This is a genomic window from Mycobacterium sp. Soil_C_30 (assembly GCF_057656995.1).
In genome coordinates this window covers 38,840-63,679 of the sequence record NZ_JBDGJH010000012.1, presented here as the reverse complement: position 1 = coordinate 63,679, position 24,840 = coordinate 38,840, and the positions used below count along the sequence as shown (strand labels likewise).

General features: G+C 67.2%; 28 protein-coding genes. 22 read left to right on the top strand and 6 right to left on the bottom strand.

Features of this window, described 5'->3' with window-relative positions; genetic code table 11:
* Positions 1 to 79: 79 nt before the first annotated feature.
* Complete coding sequence (locus AC3A6P_RS21545) at positions 80 to 1,168, top strand: MEDS domain-containing protein (protein ID WP_487693794.1); 1,089 nt, start codon at positions 80 to 82, stop codon at positions 1,166 to 1,168.
* A complete protein-coding gene (locus AC3A6P_RS21540; protein ID WP_487693793.1) occupies positions 1,165 to 2,130 on the top strand; it encodes an anti-sigma factor RsbA family regulatory protein in 966 nt (321 codons plus the stop codon). Before AC3A6P_RS21545 ends, AC3A6P_RS21540 begins: the two co-directional genes overlap by 4 nt.
* Before the next feature lie 42 nt (positions 2,131 to 2,172).
* On the opposite strand, the gene AC3A6P_RS21535 is transcribed toward AC3A6P_RS21540, so the two are convergent.
* Positions 2,173 to 2,499 carry a MerR family transcriptional regulator gene (locus tag AC3A6P_RS21535; RefSeq protein WP_487693792.1) on the bottom strand — a complete coding sequence of 109 codons (327 nt, stop codon included), beginning with the start codon at positions 2,497 to 2,499 and terminating at the stop codon, positions 2,173 to 2,175.
* A 111-nt stretch (positions 2,500 to 2,610) separates the two neighbouring features.
* Between AC3A6P_RS21535 and AC3A6P_RS21530 the strand changes: the two genes are divergently transcribed.
* The 4 genes from AC3A6P_RS21530 (at position 2,611) to AC3A6P_RS21515 (ending at position 5,793) form a co-directional block, all read left to right on the top strand.
* Entirely contained in the window at positions 2,611 to 3,033 is a 423-nt protein-coding gene (locus AC3A6P_RS21530; RefSeq protein ID WP_487693791.1) for an Hsp20/alpha crystallin family protein, read from the top strand.
* A 632-nt stretch (positions 3,034 to 3,665) separates the two neighbouring features.
* The gene (locus tag AC3A6P_RS21525; protein ID WP_487693790.1) at positions 3,666 to 4,019 is read left to right on the top strand and encodes a J domain-containing protein; all 354 of its coding nucleotides are present in this window, start codon (positions 3,666 to 3,668) and stop codon (positions 4,017 to 4,019) included.
* Positions 4,020 to 4,052: 33 nt separating this feature from the next.
* Positions 4,053 to 5,117 carry an ATP-dependent DNA ligase gene (locus AC3A6P_RS21520; protein WP_487693789.1) on the top strand — a complete coding sequence of 355 codons (1,065 nt, stop codon included), beginning with the start codon at positions 4,053 to 4,055 and terminating at the stop codon, positions 5,115 to 5,117.
* 37 nt (positions 5,118 to 5,154) lie between these two features.
* On the top strand, positions 5,155 to 5,793 hold the full coding sequence (locus AC3A6P_RS21515; protein ID WP_487693788.1) for a TetR/AcrR family transcriptional regulator: 639 nt from the start codon (positions 5,155 to 5,157) through the stop codon (positions 5,791 to 5,793).
* Here the strand turns inward: AC3A6P_RS21515 and AC3A6P_RS21510 are convergent.
* Positions 5,765 to 7,195, bottom strand: a complete 1,431-nt coding sequence (locus tag AC3A6P_RS21510; RefSeq protein WP_487693965.1) for a cytochrome P450 — start codon at positions 7,193 to 7,195, stop codon at positions 5,765 to 5,767. The genes AC3A6P_RS21515 and AC3A6P_RS21510 overlap by 29 nt on opposite strands.
* 95 nt (positions 7,196 to 7,290) lie before the next feature.
* On the opposite strand from AC3A6P_RS21510, the gene AC3A6P_RS21505 reads away from it, so the two are divergent.
* Both AC3A6P_RS21505 and AC3A6P_RS21500 read left to right on the top strand, forming a co-directional pair.
* Positions 7,291 to 7,935 carry a TetR/AcrR family transcriptional regulator gene (locus tag AC3A6P_RS21505; protein WP_487693787.1) on the top strand — a complete coding sequence of 215 codons (645 nt, stop codon included), beginning with the start codon at positions 7,291 to 7,293 and terminating at the stop codon, positions 7,933 to 7,935.
* A 92-nt stretch (positions 7,936 to 8,027) separates the two neighbouring features.
* The gene (locus AC3A6P_RS21500) at positions 8,028 to 8,447 is read left to right on the top strand and encodes a VOC family protein (RefSeq protein ID WP_487693786.1); all 420 of its coding nucleotides are present in this window, start codon (positions 8,028 to 8,030) and stop codon (positions 8,445 to 8,447) included.
* Between the two features lie 4 nt (positions 8,448 to 8,451).
* Here the strand turns inward: AC3A6P_RS21500 and AC3A6P_RS21495 are convergent, their stop codons facing one another.
* Genes AC3A6P_RS21495 through AC3A6P_RS21480 form a run of 4 tightly spaced genes read right to left on the bottom strand, consistent with a single transcriptional unit; the run spans position 8,452 to position 14,289 of the window.
* Positions 8,452 to 10,161, bottom strand: coding sequence for a diol dehydratase reactivase ATPase-like domain-containing protein (locus tag AC3A6P_RS21495; protein ID WP_487693785.1), 1,710 nt, complete (start codon positions 10,159 to 10,161; stop codon positions 8,452 to 8,454).
* A complete protein-coding gene (locus AC3A6P_RS21490; RefSeq protein ID WP_487693784.1) occupies positions 10,158 to 10,493 on the bottom strand; it encodes a diol dehydratase small subunit in 336 nt (111 codons plus the stop codon). The genes AC3A6P_RS21495 and AC3A6P_RS21490 overlap by 4 nt, the downstream gene beginning before the upstream one ends.
* Positions 10,490 to 12,730, bottom strand: a complete 2,241-nt coding sequence (locus AC3A6P_RS21485) for a propanediol/glycerol family dehydratase large subunit (RefSeq protein ID WP_487693782.1) — start codon at positions 12,728 to 12,730, stop codon at positions 10,490 to 10,492. Before AC3A6P_RS21485 ends, AC3A6P_RS21490 begins: the two co-directional genes overlap by 4 nt.
* Before the next feature lie 26 nt (positions 12,731 to 12,756).
* Positions 12,757 to 14,289, bottom strand: a complete 1,533-nt coding sequence (locus AC3A6P_RS21480) for an APC family permease (RefSeq protein WP_487693780.1) — start codon at positions 14,287 to 14,289, stop codon at positions 12,757 to 12,759.
* Positions 14,290 to 14,503: 214 nt separating this feature from the next.
* Here AC3A6P_RS21480 and AC3A6P_RS21475 point away from each other — a divergent pair, with 214 nt between their 5' ends.
* The 14 genes from AC3A6P_RS21475 (at position 14,504) to gluQRS (ending at position 24,826) form a co-directional block, all read left to right on the top strand.
* Positions 14,504 to 15,784, top strand: a complete 1,281-nt coding sequence (locus tag AC3A6P_RS21475) for a class-III pyridoxal-phosphate-dependent aminotransferase (protein WP_487693779.1) — start codon at positions 14,504 to 14,506, stop codon at positions 15,782 to 15,784.
* Positions 15,781 to 17,325 carry an aldehyde dehydrogenase family protein gene (locus AC3A6P_RS21470; protein ID WP_487693777.1) on the top strand — a complete coding sequence of 515 codons (1,545 nt, stop codon included), beginning with the start codon at positions 15,781 to 15,783 and terminating at the stop codon, positions 17,323 to 17,325. Before AC3A6P_RS21475 ends, AC3A6P_RS21470 begins: the two co-directional genes overlap by 4 nt.
* Positions 17,326 to 17,328: 3 nt before the next feature.
* Complete coding sequence (locus AC3A6P_RS21465; RefSeq protein ID WP_487693776.1) at positions 17,329 to 17,934, top strand: BMC domain-containing protein; 606 nt, start codon at positions 17,329 to 17,331, stop codon at positions 17,932 to 17,934.
* Entirely contained in the window at positions 17,931 to 18,410 is a 480-nt protein-coding gene (locus AC3A6P_RS21460) for a hypothetical protein (protein ID WP_487693775.1), read from the top strand. Before AC3A6P_RS21465 ends, AC3A6P_RS21460 begins: the two co-directional genes overlap by 4 nt.
* Complete coding sequence (locus AC3A6P_RS21455) at positions 18,407 to 18,658, top strand: EutN/CcmL family microcompartment protein (RefSeq protein ID WP_487693774.1); 252 nt, start codon at positions 18,407 to 18,409, stop codon at positions 18,656 to 18,658. Before AC3A6P_RS21460 ends, AC3A6P_RS21455 begins: the two co-directional genes overlap by 4 nt.
* Before the next feature lie 31 nt (positions 18,659 to 18,689).
* On the top strand, positions 18,690 to 18,971 hold the full coding sequence (locus AC3A6P_RS21450; protein WP_487693773.1) for a BMC domain-containing protein: 282 nt from the start codon (positions 18,690 to 18,692) through the stop codon (positions 18,969 to 18,971).
* Between the two features lie 7 nt (positions 18,972 to 18,978).
* A complete protein-coding gene (locus tag AC3A6P_RS21445; protein ID WP_487693771.1) occupies positions 18,979 to 19,644 on the top strand; it encodes a microcompartment protein in 666 nt (221 codons plus the stop codon).
* Positions 19,644 to 20,669: a phosphotransferase enzyme family protein gene (locus AC3A6P_RS21440; protein ID WP_487693770.1), complete on the top strand. Its 1,026-nt coding sequence runs from the start codon at positions 19,644 to 19,646 to the stop codon at positions 20,667 to 20,669. Before AC3A6P_RS21445 ends, AC3A6P_RS21440 begins: the two co-directional genes overlap by 1 nt.
* Positions 20,670 to 20,688: 19 nt before the next feature.
* A complete protein-coding gene (gene fabG / locus AC3A6P_RS21435) occupies positions 20,689 to 21,468 on the top strand; it encodes a 3-oxoacyl-ACP reductase FabG (protein WP_487693769.1) in 780 nt (259 codons plus the stop codon).
* A 44-nt stretch (positions 21,469 to 21,512) separates the two neighbouring features.
* Positions 21,513 to 22,283, top strand: a complete 771-nt coding sequence (locus tag AC3A6P_RS21430; protein WP_487693768.1) for a GntR family transcriptional regulator — start codon at positions 21,513 to 21,515, stop codon at positions 22,281 to 22,283.
* Between the two features lie 42 nt (positions 22,284 to 22,325).
* Positions 22,326 to 22,709 carry a hypothetical protein gene (locus AC3A6P_RS21425; protein ID WP_487693767.1) on the top strand — a complete coding sequence of 128 codons (384 nt, stop codon included), beginning with the start codon at positions 22,326 to 22,328 and terminating at the stop codon, positions 22,707 to 22,709.
* On the top strand, positions 22,690 to 23,349 hold the full coding sequence (locus AC3A6P_RS21420) for an MBL fold metallo-hydrolase (protein WP_487693765.1): 660 nt from the start codon (positions 22,690 to 22,692) through the stop codon (positions 23,347 to 23,349). The genes AC3A6P_RS21425 and AC3A6P_RS21420 overlap by 20 nt, the downstream gene beginning before the upstream one ends.
* A gap of 192 nt (positions 23,350 to 23,541) precedes the next feature.
* Positions 23,542 to 23,841, top strand: coding sequence for a hypothetical protein (locus AC3A6P_RS21415; protein ID WP_487693764.1), 300 nt, complete (start codon positions 23,542 to 23,544; stop codon positions 23,839 to 23,841).
* Between the two features lie 103 nt (positions 23,842 to 23,944).
* Positions 23,945 to 24,826 carry a tRNA glutamyl-Q(34) synthetase GluQRS gene (gene gluQRS, locus AC3A6P_RS21410; protein ID WP_487693763.1) on the top strand — a complete coding sequence of 294 codons (882 nt, stop codon included), beginning with the start codon at positions 23,945 to 23,947 and terminating at the stop codon, positions 24,824 to 24,826.
* Positions 24,827 to 24,840 lie beyond the last annotated feature (14 nt).

Here is a 24,840-nt window from a genome sequence, read left to right as displayed (position 1 = left end):
TCGTTTGACACGAAGTCCGGTCCGACTGCCTGGGGGCCACGAGCATGACCATGACACCACGTGTCGCCGAAACACTCTGATGCGACCGCATGCAGCCGTTGAATCCGCCGCGGGTCTGACGCCCTTCGGCCACATGGGATGGGGTTTTCACCACCGCTCGGAGTTCCTGGCGCGCGCTGCGGAGTACATCGCCGACGGTATCCGCCAGAACCAGCTGGTCACCTACGTCGGCGAGGCGGACGAACCCACGTTGCGGTCCGAACTCGACGCGATGCCGGCGTTGGCCGGCCTCGACCTCGCGGCGGTCAACACGATCACCGCAGCCGACTACTACGTCTATCAACCCGGAACCGACGTGCTGGACGCCGAAGCGGCCCTCGGGCGCTACATCGCCACCGCCGAGGACGCCGTGTCCAGGGGCTACAACGGGTTCCGCGCCGTCGTCGACGTGACCCCGGTGGCTCGCACCGAAAAACAACGAGAATCGCTGGCCGAACTCGAGTTCCTGGTCGACCAGCAGATGGCGGTGCTGCCGTTCTCCGCGATGTGCGCCTACAACGTCACGCAACTGGGGGCGGCGGCCGGTGAACTCCTGTGCCTCCATCCCTACGTCAGCGCCGGTTCGGTGAACTTCCAGTTGTTCGCGGACCCTGAACCAGAGGTCGATTTCATCTTGACAGGTGAACTCGATGCGTTCACCCAGGACGTCTTCACCACCACCCTGGGCCGGGTCTGGCCCCTCACCGCAGGAACCACGTTGCACATCGACGCCCGGGAACTGTCCTTCGTCGATCACCGGTCACTGATCGCGCTGAGTCAGGTCGGTCGTCGGCATTCGAGCACCGTGGTGCTGCATACCGATCAGCAGTTCATCGGCAGGATCCTCGATCTGCTCGACGTGCCCGGTGTCTCGGTAACACCGTGGCGCGACAGCACTTTCGCCGATGCGATCGCCATGATCGAGGAGGTGAACGAGTTACTGGCCGACACTTTGGGCTGGACCTCAGCCGACGTCCTGACCGTGCTCAGGAACCTGTCCGAGGGAAGCGACATCACCATGCGCGACCTTGCCGCCGGGATTCGTGACGATCTGGCCGACCACTCCCCGGGCCATCAGCGTCAAGCGCGCATGGCTGCCCTCGTAGCGCTCAGGAACCGACTCGCGTGACCTCAGACGCCATCGCACGGGAGACGGGCCACGTCCATGAGGCCGGCTTCTATGGATCAGACGCCGAATTCCGTTCGCTCATAACACCATTCGTCGAGGAGAGTCTGGCGGCGGGGGAACCGCTGATCTTCGGCTACGACGAGCGCAAGAACAAGCTTCTCCGCACCTGGCTGCCCGCCTCGGCGCGAGCCACCTTCCTCGCGGGCGCGAGCTTGTACGCCACCCCCGCGCGGGCGATCGCCACCTTCCGGCGTCTGTTCGCTCGGCATGTGGCAGACGGCGCCTCTCGGATCCGCGTCGCCGGCGACGTGCCCCACGAAGGCAATGGCCGGCGCTTCCACGGCTGGGATCGCTACGAGGCGGCGGTGAACACGGTCTGGAGTGACTACCCGGTGCGAAGTCTGTGCCTGTACGACGCCAGCACCGTCTCGCCCCGGGTCCGGGACGTGGTGGAACGGACGCATCCCTGCCTACTCACCGCGCCCGGCGAGCGGCTGGCCAGTGCCCGCTACGAAGACCCCTTCGTCCCACTGGAGGCCGTCCCCGACGCACTCGAATCCGCAGCGCCGCTGGTGACTCGAAACGACATCAGCCCCGCCGAGGCCCGCGCGATCATCCGGGCTCTGGCAGCACCGCGCCTTGACGGCGATACCGTCCACGACCTGATCCTGGCCGTATCCGAGGCGGTGTCCAATGCGTTGGTGCACGGCCGGCCACCTGTCCGCTTCCGGATGTGGGCCGATCCCGACCAGGTGATCGCGCATGTCCACGACAGTGGACCCGGCCCACGCGGCGCCCTGACCGGGCTCATGCCGGTGAGCAGCGAGACCGGCGCCGGCCTCGGGCTGTGGCTGATTCACCAGTTGGCCGTCGACGTCGATCTCATCAGGGCGCCCGAGGGATTCACCGTCAGACTGGGCGCGCGCAGGAGAACATCGGTACCCGCCGCGCACGCCGACTGAGTTTCGTGGCGCTCACCGCGGCGACTTCTACCCCCGACCGGGTCATGTTCGTTCCCCGTCCGTGAGGCGGGCGTTGTCGGATTTCAGTGCGGTGTTGTCGGCTTCCAGCTGGCTGTTGCGGTCCTGCAGGTCCAAGATCTGGCCGACCCCGGCGACGTTCACCCCCGAGGCGAGCAGCTCACTGATGCGCTGCAGCCGCACCAGATCGTCGTCGCTGTAGCGGCGAGTGCCGCCTGCGGTCCGGGCGGGAGTGAGCAACCCACGCTGCTCGTAGAGCCGGAGGGACTGCTCGCCGACACCGGATAGCTCGGCGGCGACCGAGATGCTGTACACCCCGCGCCCGGATCGGTCTGCCGGATCCTCACTCACCAGATCGCCCAATCTGTCGAAAAAAGTTCTTGCCGCAATCTATCACTCGGAGCTATAACTAATCTATGGCAGATAACATAGATGATCTGATGGCAACTATGGGAGGTGGAGATGATGTTGATGCGTACCGATCCATTCCGTGATCTCGACCGCTGGACCCAACAGGTGCTGGGCACCGCAGCCCGCCCCGCGGTCATGCCGATGGATGCCTGGCGCGAGGGAGACGCGTTCATCGTCGAGTTCGACCTGCCCGGGGTGAAGCCCGATTCGGTTCACCTGGACGTCGAACGCAACGTTCTGACCGTGCACGCCGAAAGGCCGGGCCTGGATCAGAACCGGGAGATGGTGTCCGCAGAACGCCCCCGCGGGGTGTTCAGTCGCCAACTCTTCCTGGGCGAGACACTCGACACCGAGCAGATCCAGGCCAGTTACCAGGACGGGGTGTTGCGGCTGAACATCCCGGTCTCCGAGAGGGCGAAACCGCGGCGCATCGAGATCGCCAGCGGTCAAGGCAAGGAAGCCATCAACGCCTGACCCGGGGGGCCGGGCGGTGGCGAGCATCCCGCCGGAGGGGAGGTGAGCACAATGATCACTGACGCGCCGGCCGACGCCGTGTTCGAGGAAGCGGAGGCCATTGTGCGCGCCGAGTGGATGCGCGTGCAGCGCGACAACGCCCCCCGTGAGCGCGGACGCTGCGCAGTTCCCGGCGAGATGCCTGCCGCCCGGTTCCACCTCAGATCGGTCGCCGTGGTGACCGCGACCCGTCGACGGTCACCGCCGGCACCCCCGAGACGGTTGGGGCGATGGCCGCCCAGAGATGGATCGCGGCGACAGATGTGGCCTACACAGCGGTCTCCCCCGGGTCGCGCCGAACATTGTGAGCAAGAAGGCCGAACATTGTGAGCAAGGAGGTGATGCCTCAACGATCACCATGCGTGGGCAGTGACCCGCACGTCGCCCGCAGCAGCCCGATCACACTGTGCAACCGCGCCTACCGCAACATCCCCCGTGGGACTTGCGTGCGCACCGCCACGACAGTGGCACCTCTGACGCGGGCCGCGTGCGACGTCAATGCAGCCGGGCCCCGCCGCCGGTACCCGGTACCGGCGGCGGGCGTCTGAGCGCACACCTACCTGCGGCGACAGCCAGCTGGAGGTTGAACCCGGATGAACCACGATCTCGATCCCTACGATGTGCTGGGGGTGACTTCCCACGCCACCCCGGCCGAGATCAACCGCGCGTTTCGTGCCAAGTTGCGCGGCCTGCACCCCGATAGTTCCCACGCCGGTACGGGGAGCACCACCGGCACCACACAGCTGGAGCAGCTCATTGCGGCCTACCACCTGCTGCGCGATCCCGAGGACCGCGCCCAACACGACCGCAATGCGGCCGCGGCCACCGCGCCATCGCACCGTGTGGCTGCGAACTCCGCTGGGCCACTGCCGATCCCGGTCACTCAGCACCGCGGCCGAGGGCCCGGGTACCCGTTGTGGGCCGGACCGGTGCGACGCCACCGGTGACCATCGCCGGCCGGCAGCGGCGACAATGAGGCAATGAAACTTCCCGTGCTGCCGCCGGTGTCACCGATGCTGGCCAAAGCCGTCACCGACATCCCGGCTGACTGTGCCTACGAACCGAAGTGGGACGGGTTCCGCTCCATCGTCTTTCGCGACGGTGAAGAGGTGGAGCTCGGTAGTCGCAACGAACGCCCGCTCACAAGGTACTTTCCCGAACTGGTCACGGCGGCCAGAGCCGAGTTGCCGCAGCGGTGTGTCATCGACGGCGAGATCGTGATCGCCGGAGACCGGGGCCTTGATTTCGAGGCGCTGCAGCTGCGACTGCACCCGGCAGCCAGCCGGGTCGCCATGCTGGCGCAGAAAACGCCGGCGGCGTTCATCGCGTTCGATCTGCTGGCGCTCGGCGACCAGGACTACACCGACAGCCCGTTCAGTGAACGCCGCGCCGTCCTCGAGACGGCTCTGGCCGGTTCGGGCCCGTCGATTCACCTCACGCCGGTGACCGAAGACTCAGACACCGCGCGCCGGTGGTTCCACGAGTTCGAGGGCGCCGGGCTGGACGGGCTGATCGCCAAACCGTTGACATTGACCTACCAACCGGACAAGCGGCTGATGTTCAAGGTCAAGCATCAGCGCACTGCGGATTGTGTGGTGGCCGGGTATCGCTTGCACAAATCCGGCGACGACGCGGTGGGCTCGCTGATGCTGGGCCTCTACAAAGACGACGGCCACCTGGCGTCGGTGGGTGTGATCGGCGCGTTCCCCATGGCCACCCGGCGGAAACTCTTCACCGAATTACAACCGCTGGTAACGACATTCGACGGGCATCCGTGGGACTGGGCGGCCCAGGTGGCCGACAACACCGCCCTGGCCAGGAACATGGGCTCACGGTGGAACGCAGGCAAGAGCCTGTCTTTCGTACCGCTGCGCCCCGAACGCGTGGTCGAGGTGCGCTACGACCACATGGAAGGCGAGAGATTCCGGCACACAGCACAATTCAATCGTTGGCGCCCCGATCGGGACCCACGGACCTGCACCTACGCCCAGTTGGAGCAACCCTTGACGTTCAGCTTGCACGATATCGTTCCCGGCCTGGACTGAAGACTCACCGCGTTCGCCGGCGTGAAACGATGCGGGGGTGCGTAGACACGGCTGGGCCGGGGACATCCCCGTCGACGACGACGACGACGCGGTGCGCCGCATCGTCGGCGCGGCCCGGGCGTCCATCGACGCCCGCGGATCGGTCACCGTGTCCGAGGTGGCCACCGCGCTCGGCGTCACCCGCCAAACCGTCTACCGCTACTTCCCCACCCTGGAGGCCCTGCTGGCGGGGACCGCACTCTCGGCGGTCGGCGGGTTCCTGGAGCGGCTCGCCGCCGATCTGCAGTCCATCACCGACCCGACCGAAGCGGTGGTCGAGGGAATTGCCTACACGCTCGAACAGCTGCCCCACGACCGGTATCTGGGACTTGTCATGCAGCCGGGCAAGGCCAGCGCCTTCACCGCCGGCATCACCTCGGAGATGTCGATCTCGTTCGGCCGGTCGATCCTGGAACGCTTCTCGGTCGACTGGGCGGCCGAGGGTTTCAGCGGCGCCGGCCTGGACGAACTGGTCGAATTCATGCTGCGCACCCTGCAGTCGTTCATCCTGGATCCGGGCGGTCCCAGCAGACACGGTTCCGAACTGCGCGGTTACCTGCACCGGTGGGTCGCGCCCGCGGTGCGGGAGCGCTCCGAGACAGCGCGTTTCAGTGAGAGTTCAGCCGGCGCAGGGTGATCGGGAGCCCGTCGGCGGGCGTCGGCCCCGTTCCCCACGTCAGGCGTGGCCGGTAGCCCGCGGGCACGGTCCATTCGAACCGACGTAACAGCTGATGCATGATCGCCTTGACGTTCATGTCTGCGAACTGCTGTCCGATGCATTTGTGCACACCACCGCCGAAGGGCGCGAACGCGTATCGGGTGACGGCACCGGCGTCGCCGCCCGAGGTGAACCGGCCGGGATCGAAGGTGTCGGGGTCGGGCCACCACTGCGCGAGCCGCATCGATGCGTACACGTTGATCGCCACCTGGCTCTTGCGGGGGATGTAGTGTCCCGCGATTTCGGTGTCCTTGACCGCCTGCCGGAACAGGGTGCCGGCCGGTGCGTACATGCGCAACGCCTCCTTGAACGCAGCGTCCAGGAGGGGGTAGGAATCCACGTCGGCCAGCGTCATGGTGTCATGGGGGTCCGCCCGCGCCTCAGCTCGTAAGTCGCTTTGCCACTGGGTGTTTCGGCCGAGTTCGTAGACCAGCATCGAAATGGCGATCGCGCTGGTGTCATGCGCCGCCATCAGCAGGAAGATCATGTGGTTGACGATGTCGGCGTGGCTGAAGCGGGCACCGTCTTCGCTTTCACTGCGGCACAGCATCGAGAACAGGTCCATGCCGTCACCGTGCAGACGGCTGGGCAACTGGTCGGCGAAGTAGCGTTCCAGGCGTTCCCGGGCGCGTAGGCCCCTGGACCAGACCCCGCCGGGCACATCGGCACGCACGATGGCTTGGCCGCCGCAGACGGTGTCGTGGAAGTCGGCGGCGAGCTGATCCGATTCGGCACCCAGTTCGGTGCCCACGAACACCTCGGCGGCCTGCTCCAGCAGCAGGTGCTTGACCGCGGTGTAGAACGGGAACCGCTGGGCTGGAACCCAATCGGTGACGGCGCGGGCGATACCCGGACACATCAGGCCCAGGTACCCGTCCAGTGCGGACCGCGTGAAAGCCTGCTGCATGATCCGGCGGTGGTCGCGGTGTTCCTCGAAGTCGAGCAACATGATTCCGCGATGGAAGAACGGTCCTATCACCGGCGCCCAGCCCAGGGTGCTGGACAGGGCTTTGTCCTTGTTGATCCACGCGCACTCGAGCGCCTCGGGACCCATCAGGGCGACCACACGGAAGCCGACCCCGCCCGCCCAGGAGACCGGCCCGTACTGCGCGTAGCGCTGCCGCGCGAAGTCGAGCGGATCGACCAGCGTGCTCATGATGTGGCCGAGGAACGGGAAACCGTAATTGCCCATGACCGGTTTGAGGCCGGATCCCCGTGGCGGTTCGGCCAGCGCGCGCGCCCGGCTGGGGTAATGCGATGTCACCGACGCGGCCACCGATTGGGCTCGGTACTTCGTCGAGTCTGCGATTCCGGCGTTCAACACTGCCACGGTGCTTCCTTCCGTATTTCTGGTACGAGATCGTGCCAAATTCCGTCGACCGGCGTCAAGGGTGCGACGATTGTGTGGTGCCCGACATGCCCCGACGCAGCTACGCCGGCCAGTCGGCTGACGATCGTCGCCGGCAGCGGCGGGCGCGCCTGCTCGACACCGCGCTGGACGTCCTGGCCGGAAACGATTGGCGCACGGTCACTGTCGACAAGCTCTGCGCCGCCGCGGGCCTGAACAAACGGTACTTCTACGAGAGCTTCGACACCCTCGACGCGGTGGCCGCGGCCGCCGTCGACGAGATCGCCGCGGACGTCCGCACGGTGACCCTCTCGGCGTTGGCGCAGACCGCAACACTGCCGCTCTCGCAGCAGGCGCTGGCAGCTGCCCGGGCGGTGGTGACGACATTGACCGCGGACCCGCGGCGAGCCCAGGTGCTGCTCGGCGGGGTGGCGACCTCACCGGCTCTGCATCAGCACCGGGCCACGGTGATGCGGGGGTTGACCGGCGTGCTGGTGTCCCATGCCCGCAGCGTGCACGACGTCGCGCTCGAGAAGGACCCGCTGGCTCAGGTGGGGCCGGCGTTCATGATCGGCGGCACCGCGGACGCCATCCTGGCGTATGTCAACGGCCGGGTGCGGGTCTCCGTCGACGACCTGGCGCAGAGCCTGGCCACATTGTGGGTGGTCACCGGCAACGGTGCGGCGGAGGTGGCCCGCACCCGGAAGCCGTGAATGACACCCGTGTGATTCATCCCCAGTGTGGATAACTCCTGTGGATAACTCCGTCTCGATGAGTCCCGGCGCGCCCGCGAGTCGTATCCGGTATGGCCGATCCACGATCCTTCACCCGCGCTGTTGTCGCATTTCCGACCGCCGACCGGCAGCGATCCTTCCGGTTCTACGCACAGGGGCTGGGTTTCGCGACGCCGGGTGAACCCGCCGACGACGGTGTGCCCGAACCCCTTCAAGTGGTGGTGAACGACGCGCTGTGGTTGATGCTCGTCCCGACCGGCGGGTTCGGCTGGGTGACCGGCGGCAGCCAGGTCGCCGCACCCGGCACCGTCGAATGCCAGATCGGACTCACCGCGCCGGACCGCGCCGGAGTGGACGCGGTGCTGTCGTCGGCGCGTGACGCGGGCGCCACGATCGTCAGCGCCGCCGAGGAGAAGCCCTGGGGATACTGCGGGGTGTTCGCCGACCCCGACGGTCATCAGTGGATGGTCGTGGAGGAACCGCCCGGGTGAGGGCCTAGCGTGAATCCGCGAAAAGGTGCACCAGACCAGATGCCACTGCGAAGCGGGGACCGTGGATACCGTCGACATTGGCCCGCCCCACCACCACCGGCACGGTACGCAGCGCCTCGGTGACGGTGCGCAGCAGTTCGTCGTCGAGGGCGCCGCCCCCGGCGAGCACCATCGCCGCCGGGGGTGTGTCGAACGCCCGCAGCGCTCGGGCGATGTTGGCCGCGACGGTTTCCTGTTTGATCGCCAGCCGCAGGCTGCGCCACTCCTCTGCGGCCAACCGACTCGAGAACGGCACCAGGCCCGCGCCACCACGGGTGCACAGTCTGCCGATCGCGTCGGCTGCCGCAGGGGCGTCGAGGAAGACCCGCCGACCGTCCTCCTCGTGCGCCACGTGCGGGCCCTCGACCCGCACCGCCGGGGTGCGTTTGACCGTCTCGGCCAGGGCCTTCGGAATCCCGAGGACGCGGGCCACCGCGACGGTGATCGTCTCGCCCGCCCCGGCCGCCACGACGGTGGCGCCGTTGCCGATCACGTCGATGGTGCCGCCACCGATGTCACAGACCGCCGCACCGGGCGGCAGGCCGGGGGTGGTGCGGGCACCGCGCGCCGCGGCCTCGGGTTCGCCGGCCAAGGTGCGCACCCGGCGCCCACTCAGCTCCGCCAGAGTGCTTGCCGCATCGGCGATCTCGTCAGCGGCCAGCAACGCCACAACGGTGCCCTGCGCCTCGGCGACACCGCGGCGCAACCACACTCCGTTGTCGATGGCGGACATGTCGGTGAAGAAGGCATCGTGTACCGCCAAGCCCTCCTTGGCGGCGGCCACAGCGGCCAGCCGCACGCGGCGCGCGGAGCCCGGACCGGACAGTCGAAGGACCGAATGTGCCTGTGCGGGTGAGTATCGCACCGTACCGTCGACTGTCTGCACCTCCACGTAGTCGTCACCCGTGGTCGGCGGTGTGGCGGGTGTGGTGCGGGCGGTGACGGCGATGGCCGAGGCATCGGCCAGCTCCCGGCAGAATTCGGCCACCTGGACCATCCGGTCCGGCGACAACTGCAGCGCGGCGGTCAGCGCGATGGGATCCGCCAGCGCCCGGTACGCCCGGCCCGGCTCGGTGACCTCGACGGCCACCAGTGCGCCGGGCTCGATGTCGATGTCGGCTTCATCGACAACGGGAACATCCAACGGTATGCGGTTGGCGATCAGGACCGCATCATCTTGAGCAACCAGCACACCCACGATCGGCCAGCCGCGGCCCACCGCGTCGGTGATCCGGGCCGCAGCCTCCTCGAAATCGCAGTCCTGGCCGACGGATACGATCACCGGGCCGTCGGTGACCGCGCCGGTCAGATCGTCCAGCCGCACATGGCGGCCCACCCCGTGCCCGCGCCCCGCCGCGGTACTGGCTTCGGGTGCGCGCAGGCTGCGGACCGGGGAGTCGGGGGCCTGCGCACGCGGGAGAGGGGCGGTGGCGGTGTCCACCGGCCGCAACACCGCCAGCAGCAGCTCGTCGGCCACCACACCGGCATCAACCTCGATGCGGTGCAGTAGCGCCGCCGCACCGTGCAGTGAATCGCGAGATCCCTTGCGGCCGCGCGTCGGCGCCTGGCCATGAGCCACCGCTGCCACCGTCGTCCCGGAAACCCGTGCGAGGACGATCTCGGTGGTGTGGTTACCGATGTCTATCCCGGCAACGGTGCAGTGCCCAGACCTCAACGCAGCAGACCCCGCCGGGCGTATGCCTCGGCGGCCTGGCGCACCAGGGCCGCACACCGGGAGGCACCGCGGGCCTCCAGGCTGGTCCCCAGCTCGGCGAGTTGCTCGGCCGTGGACCGGTGGGGCCGCAACGCCTCGTACAGGTTCATCACGTCGTCATCATCCATGGTGGCCAATTCGGCTGCGCGCAGGAAGTTCTCGGCCAGTTGCGGGTTGCCGCCCGCCTCGGCGACCACGGCTTGGTGAGCGAGCACCGCCGGGTCCATCCGCAGATCCGACAGGCTCAGCTTGCCGTCGACGGCGTTGCCCACGGTGATGTTGTCCGGTGTCATCGGCGAACGACCTCCACGGTGACCGGTGGTTCGCCGGGCTGACAGGCCTGCCGTTCCAGGGCGACCAGCGCAACGGCACGGGCGTGGTAGCGCGCCGAGATGGACTCATCGGTGCCTCCGGTGAAGATGGGTACCGGGGCCATACCCTTGGCATGCCTGGCGGCGTTCTTACCGAGCTCGCGATACATCTGCGCGGTCAGCAGTGGCGCCACGCTGAACAGTTCGAGATTGGCCAGCGGCGCCAGATCACGGCGGTGGATCAGCGTTGTTCCTTTGCCCTGCAAGCCGATTCCGATCCCCGAACCCGACAGCCGCGCCGCGGTGAGACCGATCAGCCCGACATCGATGGTGGAACGCACCCGCACCAACCGCGGCACGCAGCCCTCCTCCTCCAGCCCGGCCGAGATCTGACGTAACACTTCACCGATCGGCAGCCCGCACAGCGTCAGCCATACGCTGCGACCCCAGGCCGGCGACAGACCGATGCACACCTCCCGGGGATCACCGCTCTGCCGGGCGGTTTCACCGTCGGTGACGATCAGGTGCCCGCGGTGTTCCTCCTGGTCTGCCGTGAGCTCCGCGGCACTGCGGGCCTGGCGGATGCCGTCGATCTCCGCGGCCCGCTGCGGTGTCGGCGCGTAGCCCGTACCCGGCCCGGCGTAGTCGTTCGGGTCCGTGAGTTTCGACAGCACCCGGAAGTCCTTGTCGAAGATCGCCGAGGTCTGCAGCTGATCACCGCGCAACCGTTCGCGTGTCAGCCGGGCGATGGCGTCCGCCTCATCGGTGAAACCGGTCCGCTGCAGCGATGCGATCACATCGAACACCGTGAGCTGTTTGGCTTCGATCGAGGCGGCTGCCTCGGCCACCATCTTCGGATGGCCGGCGGGCAGGTCACGGGAGCCGTTGGCCGCCACCACCTCGTCGACGCGGTCGTCGTCGTAATCGGCCAGACCCAGATCCCGGTACACGGCCTGCACCGCGGTGGCGGCGCGCCGACGCACCGACTCCAGGTGCTGGGGCGAGACGGTGCGCAGCCCACCGTCGGCACCCCAGTCACGCTGCAGGACCAGGAAGTCGTCCATATCGTCGGAGTTGAAGTTGGACAACGCAAAAGCGTTGTCGTAGCGCGGAATCGAGCCGAAGCCGGAGAAGATGAAGTCAGCTCCAGCGAGCAGCACCGGCAGGGTGTGGGCGCTGCGCCGGATATCGGATTCCGAGATCAGGTTGTCGTTGCCCGCGCAGGACTCCAGGTCCCGCATCATCACCATGAGGTTCTCGGCCAGCAGCTCTTTCATGCCCTCGGGCACCGCGGCCACCACGCCCACACCGTCGATACCGCCGTTCTGCACCCCCTGGGATCCCAGGGCCCGGGCCAGCGAGACACAGCGCGACTCGAGGTAGAGGATCGAGCATTTTTCGGCCGCGCCCATCAGCACCTCGGCGCCACCCCCGCTGGTGACCCGCATCTTCAGTCCGCGCGACGCGTAGGCGGACGTGAGAATGGCCTTGCTGAACGGGGTGTCGTCGCCGTCGACGAACACCTGCTCGGTGCCGTAGATCGAGATGGTCTCGGCGTAGCTGGTCAAACCACGCAGCCCGAGACGCAACTCCAGGGCTTCCTCGATGGAGCACTGCGCCATGGCCCCGGGCGTGCCGACCTGGCTGCCGATCAGCAAGGCGACGGCATTCGACGGTGCGTCGCTGAGCACCGGCACCGTGGTCTCGACTTCGCGGAATCCGTAGGCCACCGCGCTGGCGGCGTCGGCGGCGATCAGCAGCGGATCGTCGAGCTGGTTGGTGACGTGCGCCTGGTTGCTCGGGGTGCGCCTGGCCCGCATCTTGGCCATGGCCATCTGCATCTCGACCGGTGACATCACCGCGATGACGCGGGCGAGCTTGGCCGGTGTGGTGCCGCCGATCAGTCGCACCACCTCGGCGCGGGGCACATTGACATCGACGGCCATCCGCGCCAGCGCCGCGTCCTCGAGGGCCATCGCCTCCTCGGCCACCGACAGGTCGATCCCGTATCGGGCGATGAACTCGTCGATGACGTCGAATTCGGCCACGGACTTGCCATCGAGCTCGACCACCGTGCCGTTCTCGATCACCAGCGAGGGGGCCGGGTCATGCGGGCTGCGCATCGCGACCAGACCGAGGTCGGCGTCGGCGACACTGAACCCGTCGAGGTTGACCGGTTTCGAGTTCAGTACCCGAAACCGGCCCAACTCCTGCGCCAATGCGCCCTCCTGAGGTCGTGGATCTGTTAGTCGCGGATCTCGCTGTCGTCGAACACAACCCGGCCGATCAGTTCGTAGCGCCTGGGGTCGCGCAGCTTGAAGTACAACGCGAGTACCGCTCCGAGTACGAACACACCGACCACGATCCATGGTGTCAGCTTGAACAGCAGTGTGCCCGACGCGGCGCCGGCGGCGGCGTCCTTGTGCTCCCACAGCAGGTACACCACATAGAGCATGCCGATACCACCGAGCAGCGGCGCCAGGAACGTCTTGAACCAGTGCGCGCTGGATGGATGGTTCTTGTGGAAGTGGAAGTAGGCGATCACGGCGAATGCGCACAGCGACTGCACGATCAGGATCGCCATGGTGCCCAGGATCGCCAGCAGCGTGTACATGTGCACATACGGATCCATTCCGGCGAAGTAGAACGCCAGGATCAGCACCAGTGTGATGCCGGTCTGCACGAACGACGCGATGTAGGGCGAACCGTGCGAGTGGTGGGTGGCACCCAGGGTCTTCTGCAGCCCCGTGGACAGGCCTTCCCGGCCCAGGGCGTACAGGTAGCGCGAGGCGCAGTTGTGGAATGCCATGCCGCACGCGAAGGATCCGGTCACCAGCAGGATGTTGAACAGCGTGATGGCCCACTCCCCGTAGGTGCTGCGCACCGGGTTGAAGAAGATGTCACCGGCGGTGGCCGGGTCCTGTGCCAGCTCCACCGACTGCTGCGGTCCGGTGCCGGCGATGGCCATCCACGACACGAAGACGTAGAAGATGCCCACCCCGAGGACGGCGATCATGGTGGCGCGCGGGATGATTCGTTTCGGATCCTTGGATTCCTCGCCGTACATCGCCGTGGACTCGAAGCCGACCCACGACCAGAACGCGAAGAACAACCCCAGGCCCGCGCTGGCGCCGGCGATGGCGGCCGGGGTGAAGGCACCGATCGGGTTCAGCGTTTCGGCGACCGCGAAGCCGTCCGGGCCGCCACCGCGGAACAGCACGGCCAGTGCGCCCAGGGACAGCATGATGATCTCGGTGATGAGGAAGACGCCGAGCACCTTGGCGGTGAGGTTGACGTCGAAGTAGGTGAGGATGCAGTTGAGCGCCAGCATGAGCAACGCCGGGATGAGCCAGTGGACGGTGATCCCGAACTGGGATGCGAACAGGTTCTGGAAGAAGTAGGCGAAGATGCCGATCAGCGAGCCCTCGAAGACGATGTAGGCCATCGTGATGATGAGGCCGCTGGCCATCCCCATGATGCGGCCGAGCCCGTGGGAGATGTATCCGTAGAAGGCGCCGGTGGCGGTGATGTGCTTGGCCATGGTGGCGTAGCCGATCGCGAACAGGCCGAGCACGATCGTGGCGACCAGGTAGCCGGCCGGTGCGTGGGATCCGTTGCCGAAACCGACTGCGATCGGCACGTTACCGACCATCGCGGTGATGGGAGCGGCCGTCGCCACTGCCATGAAGATGACGCCAAAGGTACCGACGGCGTTGCGTTTCAGCCGTTGCACCCCGCCGCCGGTGTTTTCGTCGCGTGACAACACTCGATCGGTCATCGTTGGGAATACCTTCCAGATGAGGCAGTGAAGCGTCCGGTGGTGTGGTCCAGCCCACAGTGAACTCGGTTATATTGGCACTACCAAATACCGAGCGCAAGCGGTTCCGCCACATGAATCTTCGATTCGGGCCGACTTTTTAGACCATTGACATAAATGGTCGGCCCATTTAACGTTCTCGGCGACACGGCCAGACGAACACGCAGGGAGACTCGTGTACGACTACGGCACCTTCTCGTTCGAGTCCAAGGCACAGGTTCTGGAGCGGGCGAAGACATTCTGGAACCCGGACAAGACCCAGTTCTGGACCGACACCGGGGTTGACCTGGTGATCGACCGCCGCGAAGGTTACTTCCTCTGGGACATGGGCGGTCGACGGCTGATCGACATGCACCTCAACGGCGGTACCTACAACCTCGGGCACCGCAATCCCGAAGTGATGCAAGCACTTTCCGATGGCATGAAGTACTTCGACGTCGGCAACCACCACTTCCCGTCCGTCGCGCGGACCGCCCTGGCCCAGAAGCTCGTCGAGTCCGCGCCCGCGTCCATCACCAAGGTCGCCTTCGGCTCCGGCGGCGGTGAAGCCATCGACATCGCACTCAAGAGCGCCCGCCACGCCATGCAGCGCCGCAAGATCGTCTCGATCGTCAAGGCTTATCACGGTCACACCGGGCTGGCGGTGGCCACCGGCGACGACCGGTTCGCCAAACTGTTCCTCGCCGACCGCCCGGACGAGTTCGTACAGGTCCCCTTCGGCGACCTCGACGCCATGGAGCAGGCACTACGCGGCCGCGATGTCGCCGCGGTGATCATGGAGACCATTCCCGCCACCTACGGATTCCCTTTGCCCCCAACGGGTTACCTGGAAACGGTCAAAGACCTCTGTGTGCGCTACGACGCCCTCTACATCGCCGACGAGGTGCAGACCGGCCTGATGCGCACCGGCGAGATGTGGGCGATCACCAAACACGGTATCGAACCCGACATCATCGTCACCGGCAAGGGACTGTCCGGCGGCATGTATCCGATCACCGCGGCCATGCTCAGCGAGCGCGCCGCGCAATGGCTCAACCAGGACGGGTTCGGCCACATCTCCACCTTCGGTGGCGCCGAACTCGGATGTGTCGCGGCCATCAAGACTCTCGAGATCAGCAGCAGGCCCGAGGTCAGGTCGTCGGTGCACTACATCGCCGACCTCTTCGCCGGCGGCCTGGCCCGGATCCAGGCCGATTACCCGGACTGGTTCATCGGCATCCGGCAGAACGGTGTGGTGATCGGCTTGGAGTTCGACCATCCCGAGGGCGCCAAGTTCGTGATGCGCGAACTCTACGAGCGGGGTGTGTGGGCGATCTTCTCCACGCTGGATCCCCGTGTGTTGCAGTTCAAACCGGGGCTGCTGCTGGATCGCGAACTGTGCGAGGACGTATTGGACCGCCTCGAGGTGGCCGTCGGCCAGGCGCGGCGGGCCGCGATGGGACGGAGGTCAGCGTGAACGACTTCGCTGCGGTGGGTCAGCTGCTGGAACGTGCCCGGTGGGCCGCCGCCGCCTTCGCCGACTACGACGCCCCCGCGGTTGCGGCTGTGGTGACCGCGGTGGCCGACGCCGCCTACCACGAGGCGGAACGCTTCGCCGCGGCCGCCGTCGCCGAAACCGGCATGGGAGTGGTGGCCGACAAGATCGTGAAGAACCGGGCCTGCTCACGCGGGATCGTGGAGCATTACCGCGACGACGACTTCGTCACGCCCCGTATCGACGCCACCCGCAAGATCGTCGAGATCCCGCGGCCCGCGGGTGTGGTGCTGGCGCTGACACCCACCACCAACCCGGTGGCCACCGTGTATTTCAAGGTGATCCTGGCGCTGATGACCCGGAACGCCGTGGTGGTCGCCCCGCATCCACGGGCACGGCAGTGCTCGGTGGATGCCGCCCGGGTTCTCGCCGAGGCGGCCAGCGCTGCCGGGGCGCCGGACGGCATCATCCAGGTGATCGACGAGCCGTCCATCCCGCTGGTCGAGGCGTTGATGGCGGACAAGCGCACCGACGTCATCGTGGCCACCGGGGGTGATGCGGTGGTGCGGGCGGCGTATTCGTCGGGCAATCCGGCCCTCGGGGTGGGGCCCGGCAATGTGCCGGTGTTCGTCGACGCCAGCGCAGACATCGACGCCGCTGCCCGGCGCATCGTGGACAGCAAGGCCTTCGACAATTCGGTGCTGTGCACCAACGAGTCGGTGCTCATCGCCGAGGAATCCGTTGCCGCCAAGCTGAGTTCGGCGATGAACCGCAACGGCGCCGCCATCCTCGATGACGAGGCCGCCCGGCGGCTGCGGCACTACATGTTCCCCGGCGGCGCGCTCAACACCGATGTGGTGGGACGCGACGCCGCCTGGATCGCTGAGCAGGCCGGTATCCGGGTCACCGCCAAGACGCGGGTGCTGGTGGCCCCGTTCACCGACGTGCTCGCCGAGGAAGTGCTGACCCACGAGAAACTCTCACCGGTTCTCGGGATGACCACGGTGGCCGATGCCGACCGCGGAATCCGCGCGGCCCGTGCGGTCATCCGCATCGGTGGGGCGGGCCACTCCGCGGCCATCCACAGTGAGAATGCCCGTGTCATAACCGATTTCGCCGCCCGGGTTCCGGTGCTGAGGGTGTCGGTCAACGTGGGGAACAGCACCGGCAGCTCGGGCCTGGAGACCAACCTGGCTCCGTCGATGACACTCGGGACCGGGTTCGTCGGTCGCAGCTCCATCGGGGAGAACCTGCAGCCCGGGCATCTGGTCAACTGGACACGCGTCGCCTACAACGCCGATGCCGGGGTGACCATGCCGAACTTCGCCGGTGTCTCGCCATGGCGCGCGCCGTCGGGCCCGGTGCCGGCCTATCCGCGTGCGTCCAACGACGTGGGCGAGGCTGGCCCACCCACATCAGGCTCGCGGCCGGCCGTCCGGTCCGGCGACCCCGGCATCGAGGCGCTGCGCGCGGAGTTGCGCGCGTTGGTCGTCGAAGAACTCGCCCAACTGATCAAGAGGTGATTCGTGGCTGAACTGCGTTCGTTCATCTTCATCGATCGGCTTCAGCCGCAGACGATGTCGTATCTGGGCACCTGGATCAAAGGCGCCCTTCCCCGAGCTGATGTGGCCGCCCAGATCATCGAGGTGGCGCCCGGATTGGACATCGAGGGCATCACCGACGTGGCGCTCAAGCACGCCGAGGTCAAAGCCGGCGTTCTGGTGGTGGAGCGGCAGTTCGGGTATCTGGAGTTCCACGGCGAGACGGGTGCGGTCAAGGCCTCGGCCGATGCCGCGCTCGACGAGTTGGGCGGTGACGCCGGCTCGGCGCTGCCGCCGAGCATCCTGGCCTCGCGCATCATCTCGAGCATCGATCAGCAGCATGCATTCCTGATCAACCGCAACAAGATCGGGTCGATGGTGCTCGCCGGTGAATCGCTGTACGTGCTCGAGGTGGCACCGGCGTCGTATGCGATCCTGGCCACCAACGAGGCCGAGAAGGCCGCCGACATCAAGGTCGTCGACTTCCGCATGATCGGCGCCACCGGCCGGGTTTACCTGTCGGGCACCGAGGCCGACGTCCGCCAGGCCGCGGGTGCCGCCGAGGACGCGTTGCGGCGGAGCCTCGGATGATCGACCGCGACCAGCTTCGCCTCCTCGTTCGCGAGGTGGTCCGTGAGGCCGTCAGAGACCTGAAGCCGACCGCACCCGCGGCGCCCGCACCTGCGCCACCAAAGCCTGCTCCGGCCGCTACCGTCGTCCCCACCGGCCCGCTGGCCGCGGACGAGAAGTCGCGCACCGACACCGTCCGGATCGCCACCGATGCCGACCTCGACGGTTTCGTACGAAAACTGTTGCAGCTGTTCGAGAACCCGAAGACCCGGGCCGACGTGCGGCAGGGGCGGCTGAAGTTCCGGCTCGCCGCCACCCGGCCGGGCGCCGGTGGCAGCACCCACCGCATCGACCGGGGCGCCGTCACCGAGCGCCACATCGCCGAACTCGGCGGCACCGGCGCCACGCTGGTGCTCGGCCCCAGGGCCGTGCTCACCCCGCTGGCTCGCGAACGGGCCCGAGCCCTCGGCATCACCGTCCAGAAGGAGCGCACATGATCACCGGCACGGTCACCGGCCACGTCTGGTCCACCCGCTGCGTCGACGGGATGCCCGCCGGGGCGCTGCTCGAGGTCGAGGTGGACGGCAGCGGATCCCGGCTGATCGCGTTCGACGTACTCGGCAGCGGTGTCGGCGAGCACGTCCTGGTCACCCAGGGTTCGGTGGCGGCCGGCTGGTTCGCCGGCAGTCCCCCACCCATCGACGCTCTGATCATCGGCTCGATCGACCCCGATACCACCGGATAACAGTTCGACACTCGAAAGAAGGAGAAATACCATGGCCAGCAATGCGATCGGGATGATCGAGACCAAGGGTTACGTCGCCGCACTCGCAGCGGCCGACGCGATGGTCAAGGCCGCGAACGTGACCATCACAGACCGTCAGCAGGTGGGCGACGGGCTGGTCGCCGTCATCGTCACCGGTGAGGTGGGAGCGGTCAAAGCCGCCACCGAGGCCGGCGCCGAAACCGCCTCCCAGGTCGGCGAACTCGTGAGCGTGCACGTCATTCCGCGCCCGCACAACGAACTCGGCGCACACTTCTCCGTGTCCACCCAGTAGCGCGCCGATGGCCGTGACCGACCAGCACACCGCCACCGGTACCCGCACCGACATCCGGGTCTACCTACCGGTGGAAGACCTGCAACCACAGTTCGCCGCATATCTGGGCACCCCCACCCGGGCGCGCGGCTATCCTCCGTACGCCGGCGAACACGCGCTGATCGTGGAAGTGTCACCCGCGTTGGCGATCGAACGTGTGATCGATCTGGCACTGCGCGAGGTGCCCGGCGTTCAGCCCGGAATCCTCTACGTGGAACGCCAATTCGGTGTCCTGGAGATCCACTCCGCCGAGCTCGCCGAGATCCGGCGGGCCGGCGAAGCCATCCTGGCGGGCACGGGCAACTCCGCAACCGATCAACTGCGGCCACGGGTTCTCTACCACGACATCATCGAAGACATCACCGATCAGCATGCGGTGATCCTGAACCGGAACAGGCAGGCCTCGATGGTGTTACCCGGCGAGTCATTGCTGGTCTACGAGATGACTCCGGCGCTGTTCGCCGCGGTCGCCGCCAATGAGGCCGAGCGGGCCGCACCGGGACTCAACCTCGTCGACGTCCAGATGATCGGGGCCGCAGGCCGGCTCTACATCGGTGGCAGCACCGCCGACGTCACCACGGCGCGGGACCGCATCACCGCCGTCCTGGCCGGTATCGAAGGCCGCGACCACTGATGGCGGGGGCCGACTTCATCGGCGACGATCTGGTGGTCGCCGAACACGCGCTGCGGAACTACGACCTGCCGCCCGCGTCAAAGCTGCAGCTGCTCAACCTCTCCGAGAACGCCACCTATGCGGTGGAGGACGCCGAGACCGGCGAGCGCTCGATTCTGCGGGTGCACCGGCAGAACTACCATCGTCGCCACGAGATCGAATCGGAACTGGACTGGCTGGCAGCCCTCGGCCGGGACAGCGACGTCACGGTGCCCACGGTACTGCCGACGCGCGACGGCCAACGGGTGGTGACCGTCGACCATGACGGCACCGAGCGCCATGTGGTGCACTTCGCCATGGTTCCGGGTGCCGAGCCGGACCCCGAAACCCTGACCGTGGACGACTTCCACACCTTGGGCCGGATCACCGCAGCCCTGCACGATCACGCCCGGAGGTGGACCCGCCCTCCGTCCTTCGGGCGGTTCTCCTGGGATTGGGCGCACTGCCTGGGTGACGAGCCCCGTTGGGGCCGTTGGCAGGACGCGGTGGGAGTGGGTCCGGGAGAGGCGGCGGTGCTGCAGCAGGCCCAAGAGCTGCTGCACCACCGGCTGTCCGAGTACGGCACCGGCGCCGACACCTTCGGCCTGGTGCACGCCGACCTGCGGTTGGCGAACCTGCTCGTCGACGACGACACCACTGACAGCGCCGGATCTCCTTCGACGGTCACCGTCATCGACTTCGATGACTGCGGGTTCGGTTGGTATTTCTATGATTTCGGCACCGCCGTGTCGTTCATGGAGGACGACCCGGCGCTGCCCGAGTGGCAGGACGCCTGGACAGCGGGATACCGCACCAGACTGCCGCTGGCGGCCGAGCACGAGGACATGCTGCCCTCATTCGTCCTGCTGCGCCGGCTTCTCCTGCTCGCGTGGATGGGATCACACAGTCACAGCCGGGAATCCCAGGCCATGTCGGTCACCTATGCAGCGGGCAGTTGCGGGCTGGCCGAGCGTTACCTCACCCACAACGGCCGTCGACTGGCCTGACACGTTGAAAGGCACGCAGATGTTTGCATCACTTCACGGCCGCTCGGCCATCGTCACAGGTGGGAGCAAGGGGATCGGCCGCGGCATCGCCGAGACCTTCGCCCGCGCCGGTGTCAACGTCGTCATCACCGGCCGTAATCAGTCCGATATCGACTCTGCCACAGACGCATTGGCGAGCGCACCCGGCACGGTCACCGGCGTGGCCGCCGACGTGTCCGACCCGGCTGACTGCCGCCGGGTGGTGGCCACGGCGGTCGAACGCAACGGCGGGCTCGACATCGTGTGCGCCAACGCGGGCATCTTCCCGTCGGGCCGCCTGGAAGATCTGACCCCTGACGACATCGAGCAGGTGATGTCGGTCAACTTCAAGGGCACGGTGTTCATGGTGCAGGCGGCGCTGTCGGCCCTGGCCGCCAGCGGGCACGGCCGGGTGATCATCACCTCCTCGATCACCGGGCCCATCACCGGCTACCCGGGCTGGTCGCACTACGGGGCCAGCAAGGCCGCGCAGCTGGGATTCCTGCGTACGGCCGCGATGGAGCTCGCTCCGAAGAAGATCACCGTGAACGCGGTGTTGCCCGGCAACATCATCACCGAAGGCCTCATCGACATGGGCGAGGAGTACATGAACCGGATGGCGGCCTCGGTGCCGGCGGGCCGGCTCGGCAGTGTGTCCGACATCGGCAACGCCGCACTGTTCTTCGCCACCGACGAGTCGGCCTACATCACCGGGCAGTCGCTCGTGGTCGACGGCGGGCAGATCCTGCCCGAGTCGGCCGAAGCTATCGCGGACATGTAGCGGGGTGCGTATATTTGGTATGACCAATTGACGAGGGGGATCAGGTGCCATCGCGAGTCGAGGAGTTGAGGCGCCAGATCGTCGCCGACGTCAACGCCGGCACCCCCGGCACCAAACTCGGTAGTGAGCGAGAGCTCGCGCAACGGTACGCCACCAGTCGGTCCACGCTGCGCCAAGTCCTGGCGGCGCTCGAGGAGGCCGGTCTGGTGGAGCGGGTGATCGGCCGCGCCGGAGGCATTTTCATCAGCCATGTGCAGGTGCAGCGCAGCCTCACCGATGTCGTGGGCGTACCCGCATTCCTGGCCAACCAGGGGTACGTGGCCGGCACCCGTGTGCTGTCGACCAAGATCGCGGTCCCCGACCGCCCCACCCAGCAGGCGTTACGGCTGGGCGCAGGCGAGTTCGTCGTCGAGATCCAGCGGGTGCGGTTGGCCGACGGCTCGCCGATCTCGTTGGAGCGGGCCCAGTTTCCCGCCGACAGGTTCCCCGGACTGCTCGAGCAGCAACTCGGCGGCTCCATCTACGAAGTCCTGGAGTCGCAGTACGGCCTGGTCACCTCCCGCGCGGACGAACGCATCGAAGCGGTCAACGCCACTCCGGAGGAAGCCACCCTGCTGGGCATCAAGAAGCGTTCGGCACTGCTGCTGATCACGCGGACGGCCTACGACCAGGACGGCGCTCCGTGCGAGTTCTCCCATGACCTTTTCCGCGGTGACCGCACCCGACTGGCTGTCACCGTCAACGGCCGCGGCATCGGTGTGCCCGCTGCCGATATCGCCTCGGTGACGCTGCAGAGCCGCACCAAAGCCAGTTGAAACCTTGACCTCAACTAAGGTTCATGTTGCAGCCTGGGGCACATGGATGACCAGCAAGGGTTCTTCTCGATCATCGACTACGCCGTCGACGGCGAGCGCAGCCAGCAAGAGCTGATCGACGCGTTCGCCGATATCCAGCAGCGCTGGGTGTGCTTCTACCCCGGGTACCGCGGGGCCCGGCTGTTCGCGAGTGTCGACGGCCGACGGGTCTACAACCTCGTGCAGTGGGCCAGCCGGGCCGATTTCGAGCATTTCGAGAAGGTCTCGGACACCGCGGGTCGCGTCGCGGCCATCGAGGCCTCCGTGGCCGGCGTCTCCGGCACCGCGGTGCCCCAGATGACGGGGCCCCCGCGATTCACCCTCGCCCGCGTCATCCATCCCGCCACTGACACCAAGGAGGACGATCATGCGCCAGATCCGCTCTGATCTGTGGGAGACCCGCGTCGACAGCCCGTTCCCCGGACTCACCACCCACGCCTACCTGTGGACCGCAGGGGCCGCGGGTACCTCCGGTGCCGACAACGTGCTGTTCTACTCCCCTGCCACCGAGGCCGATTTCGACGAGCTGGACCGGCTCGGCGGGGTACGCCACCAGTACCTGTCCCACCAGGACGAAGCCGGGCCCACACTGGCCCGCATCAAGCAGCGATTCGACGCCCGATTGCACGCGCCGGCAGCCGAACTCGACAGCATCGGCTCACACGCGCACGTCGACGTGCCGCTGGAGGGCCGGCATGTCGACAGCAACGGCATCGAGGTGATCCCCACCCCCGGCCACACCGTGGGCAGCACCTGCTACCTGGTCACCTTCGACGACGGTGCGCGTGGCCTGTTCACCGGGGACACGCTGTTCCGCGGCGCCGACGGCAGGTGGGCGGCCGGCTACATTCCGCCGATCAGCGACGCGACCACCCTGACCCGCAGCCTCGAGCTGTTGCGCACACTGTCGCCTGACGTGGTGATCTCGAGCGCCTTCCCCAGCGACACCGCTGTGCACGTTCTCGACGGCCGGTCCTGGGCAGCCTGCGTCGACGAAGCCCTCGACGGATTGCGCGCGGCCGTATAACTCCCGTTTGCCAGATCGAGACGAATATTCCCCCGCGATGGGAATATCGGCGATGCCGCGCGCCAGCAACCATGATTACCGTCGCGGCAACAGAGCAGATTCTGCCAATCGACGCTCAATTCCTGCCAACGGAAATGGAACCGCCAGGACAGGTGGTTTGAACCACCAGACGAAGAACGAAAGAGGTTGACCATGAAGAAGTTTGGATTTGCCGCACTGGCGACGGGCGCGGTCGCTGCGGGCTTCGTAGGCCTGGCGGCGCCGGCGATGGCAGCCCCCACCGGGGCGGGCAGCGCCCAGGAAACCATCGAGTCGCTGCAAGCCGAGGGCTACGACGTCATCGTCAACCGCCTCAGCGCCACACCGCTGGACCAAGCGAACGTGGTGTCGTTGGGCCGGGGTCAGAGTTTCAGCGACTCCGGTACCGGCAACCAGGGCGACAAACTGTACGGACCCGTCGCCCTCACCACGGTCTACGTCAACGTGCGCTGAGCGCACCACGAGCCAGGGGCACCCCTTTCCCCCGAGGGGTGCCCCTTTTCGTGTTCACGGTGTGCGGTGTGACCGAGTCTGCGGACGACGCTAGATTGCGGGCATGACCCGCTCCGCCGGCGCGGGGCGGTTCGCCCCCAGCCCGTCGGCCGATCTGCACATCGGCAACCTCCGCACCGCCGCGCTGGCCTGGCTGTTCGCCCGGTCCACCGGCCGCCGGTTCCTGGTCCGCGTCGAGGATCTCGACGACCGCACCTTTCCCGAGATCGCGGCGCGGCAGGTCGCGGATCTGGCCGCGATCGGCATCACCTGGGACGAGAACCCGGAGTATCAGACCGCGCACGAGAACCGCTACGACCGCGTCATCGAAGAACTGCAGCAGCGCGGCTTGGTCTATGAATGTTATTGCAGCAGAAAAGAAATCCAACAGGCGCCACGGGCGCCGCACGCCCCCGAGGGTGCCTACCCGGGCACCTGCCGGCACCTGACCGACGCGCAGCGTGCCGAGAAACGTGCCGGGTCCCGGCCACCGGCGCTGCGGTTGCGGTCGGACACCTACAGCTACACCGTCACCGACCTGCTCCACGGCAGCTACACCGGCGTCGTGGACGACCTGGTGCTACGCCGCGGCGACGGGGTCACCGCCTACAACCTGGCCGTCGTCGTCGACGATGCCGCCCAGGGCATCGACCAGGTGGTCCGCGGTGACGACCTGCTCCCCTCGTCGCCGCGGCAGGCCTACCTCGGGATGCTGCTGGGCTACCCGACCCCGGTGTACGCGCACGTCCCCCTGGCGCTCAACACCGACGGCAAGCGCCTGGCCAAACGTGACGGCGCGGTGACACTCGCCCAGATCGGCGTGGATGCCGCGCTGGCGCAGATCGCGGAGTCCTTGGACTATCGCGCGGTGACGCTGGACGGGATGCTCGACGAGTTCGACCCGGCCCATCTGCCGCGGAAGCCTTGGATTTATCAGCCCAGCTGAAGAAAACCCTTTGT

Coding starts and splice junctions, on each gene's coding strand:
- AC3A6P_RS21455 (WP_487693774.1), top strand. CDS start 18,407: ATGATCACCGGCACGGTCACCGGCCACGTCTGGTCCACCCGCTGCGTC.
- AC3A6P_RS21545 (WP_487693794.1), top strand. CDS start 80: ATGCGACCGCATGCAGCCGTTGAATCCGCCGCGGGTCTGACGCCCTTC.
- AC3A6P_RS21415 (WP_487693764.1), top strand. CDS start 23,542: ATGAAGAAGTTTGGATTTGCCGCACTGGCGACGGGCGCGGTCGCTGCG.
- AC3A6P_RS21445 (WP_487693771.1), top strand. CDS start 18,979: ATGGCCGTGACCGACCAGCACACCGCCACCGGTACCCGCACCGACATC.
- AC3A6P_RS21480 (WP_487693780.1), bottom strand. CDS start 14,289: ATGACCGATCGAGTGTTGTCACGCGACGAAAACACCGGCGGCGGGGTG.
- gluQRS (WP_487693763.1), top strand. CDS start 23,945: ATGACCCGCTCCGCCGGCGCGGGGCGGTTCGCCCCCAGCCCGTCGGCC.
- AC3A6P_RS21520 (WP_487693789.1), top strand. CDS start 4,053: ATGAAACTTCCCGTGCTGCCGCCGGTGTCACCGATGCTGGCCAAAGCC.
- fabG (WP_487693769.1), top strand. CDS start 20,689: ATGTTTGCATCACTTCACGGCCGCTCGGCCATCGTCACAGGTGGGAGC.
- AC3A6P_RS21530 (WP_487693791.1), top strand. CDS start 2,611: ATGATGTTGATGCGTACCGATCCATTCCGTGATCTCGACCGCTGGACC.
- AC3A6P_RS21425 (WP_487693767.1), top strand. CDS start 22,326: ATGGATGACCAGCAAGGGTTCTTCTCGATCATCGACTACGCCGTCGAC.
- AC3A6P_RS21505 (WP_487693787.1), top strand. CDS start 7,291: ATGCCCCGACGCAGCTACGCCGGCCAGTCGGCTGACGATCGTCGCCGG.
- AC3A6P_RS21525 (WP_487693790.1), top strand. CDS start 3,666: ATGAACCACGATCTCGATCCCTACGATGTGCTGGGGGTGACTTCCCAC.
- AC3A6P_RS21490 (WP_487693784.1), bottom strand. CDS start 10,493: ATGACACCGGACAACATCACCGTGGGCAACGCCGTCGACGGCAAGCTG.
- AC3A6P_RS21450 (WP_487693773.1), top strand. CDS start 18,690: ATGGCCAGCAATGCGATCGGGATGATCGAGACCAAGGGTTACGTCGCC.
- AC3A6P_RS21500 (WP_487693786.1), top strand. CDS start 8,028: ATGGCCGATCCACGATCCTTCACCCGCGCTGTTGTCGCATTTCCGACC.
- AC3A6P_RS21460 (WP_487693775.1), top strand. CDS start 17,931: ATGATCGACCGCGACCAGCTTCGCCTCCTCGTTCGCGAGGTGGTCCGT.
- AC3A6P_RS21420 (WP_487693765.1), top strand. CDS start 22,690: ATGCGCCAGATCCGCTCTGATCTGTGGGAGACCCGCGTCGACAGCCCG.
- AC3A6P_RS21440 (WP_487693770.1), top strand. CDS start 19,644: ATGGCGGGGGCCGACTTCATCGGCGACGATCTGGTGGTCGCCGAACAC.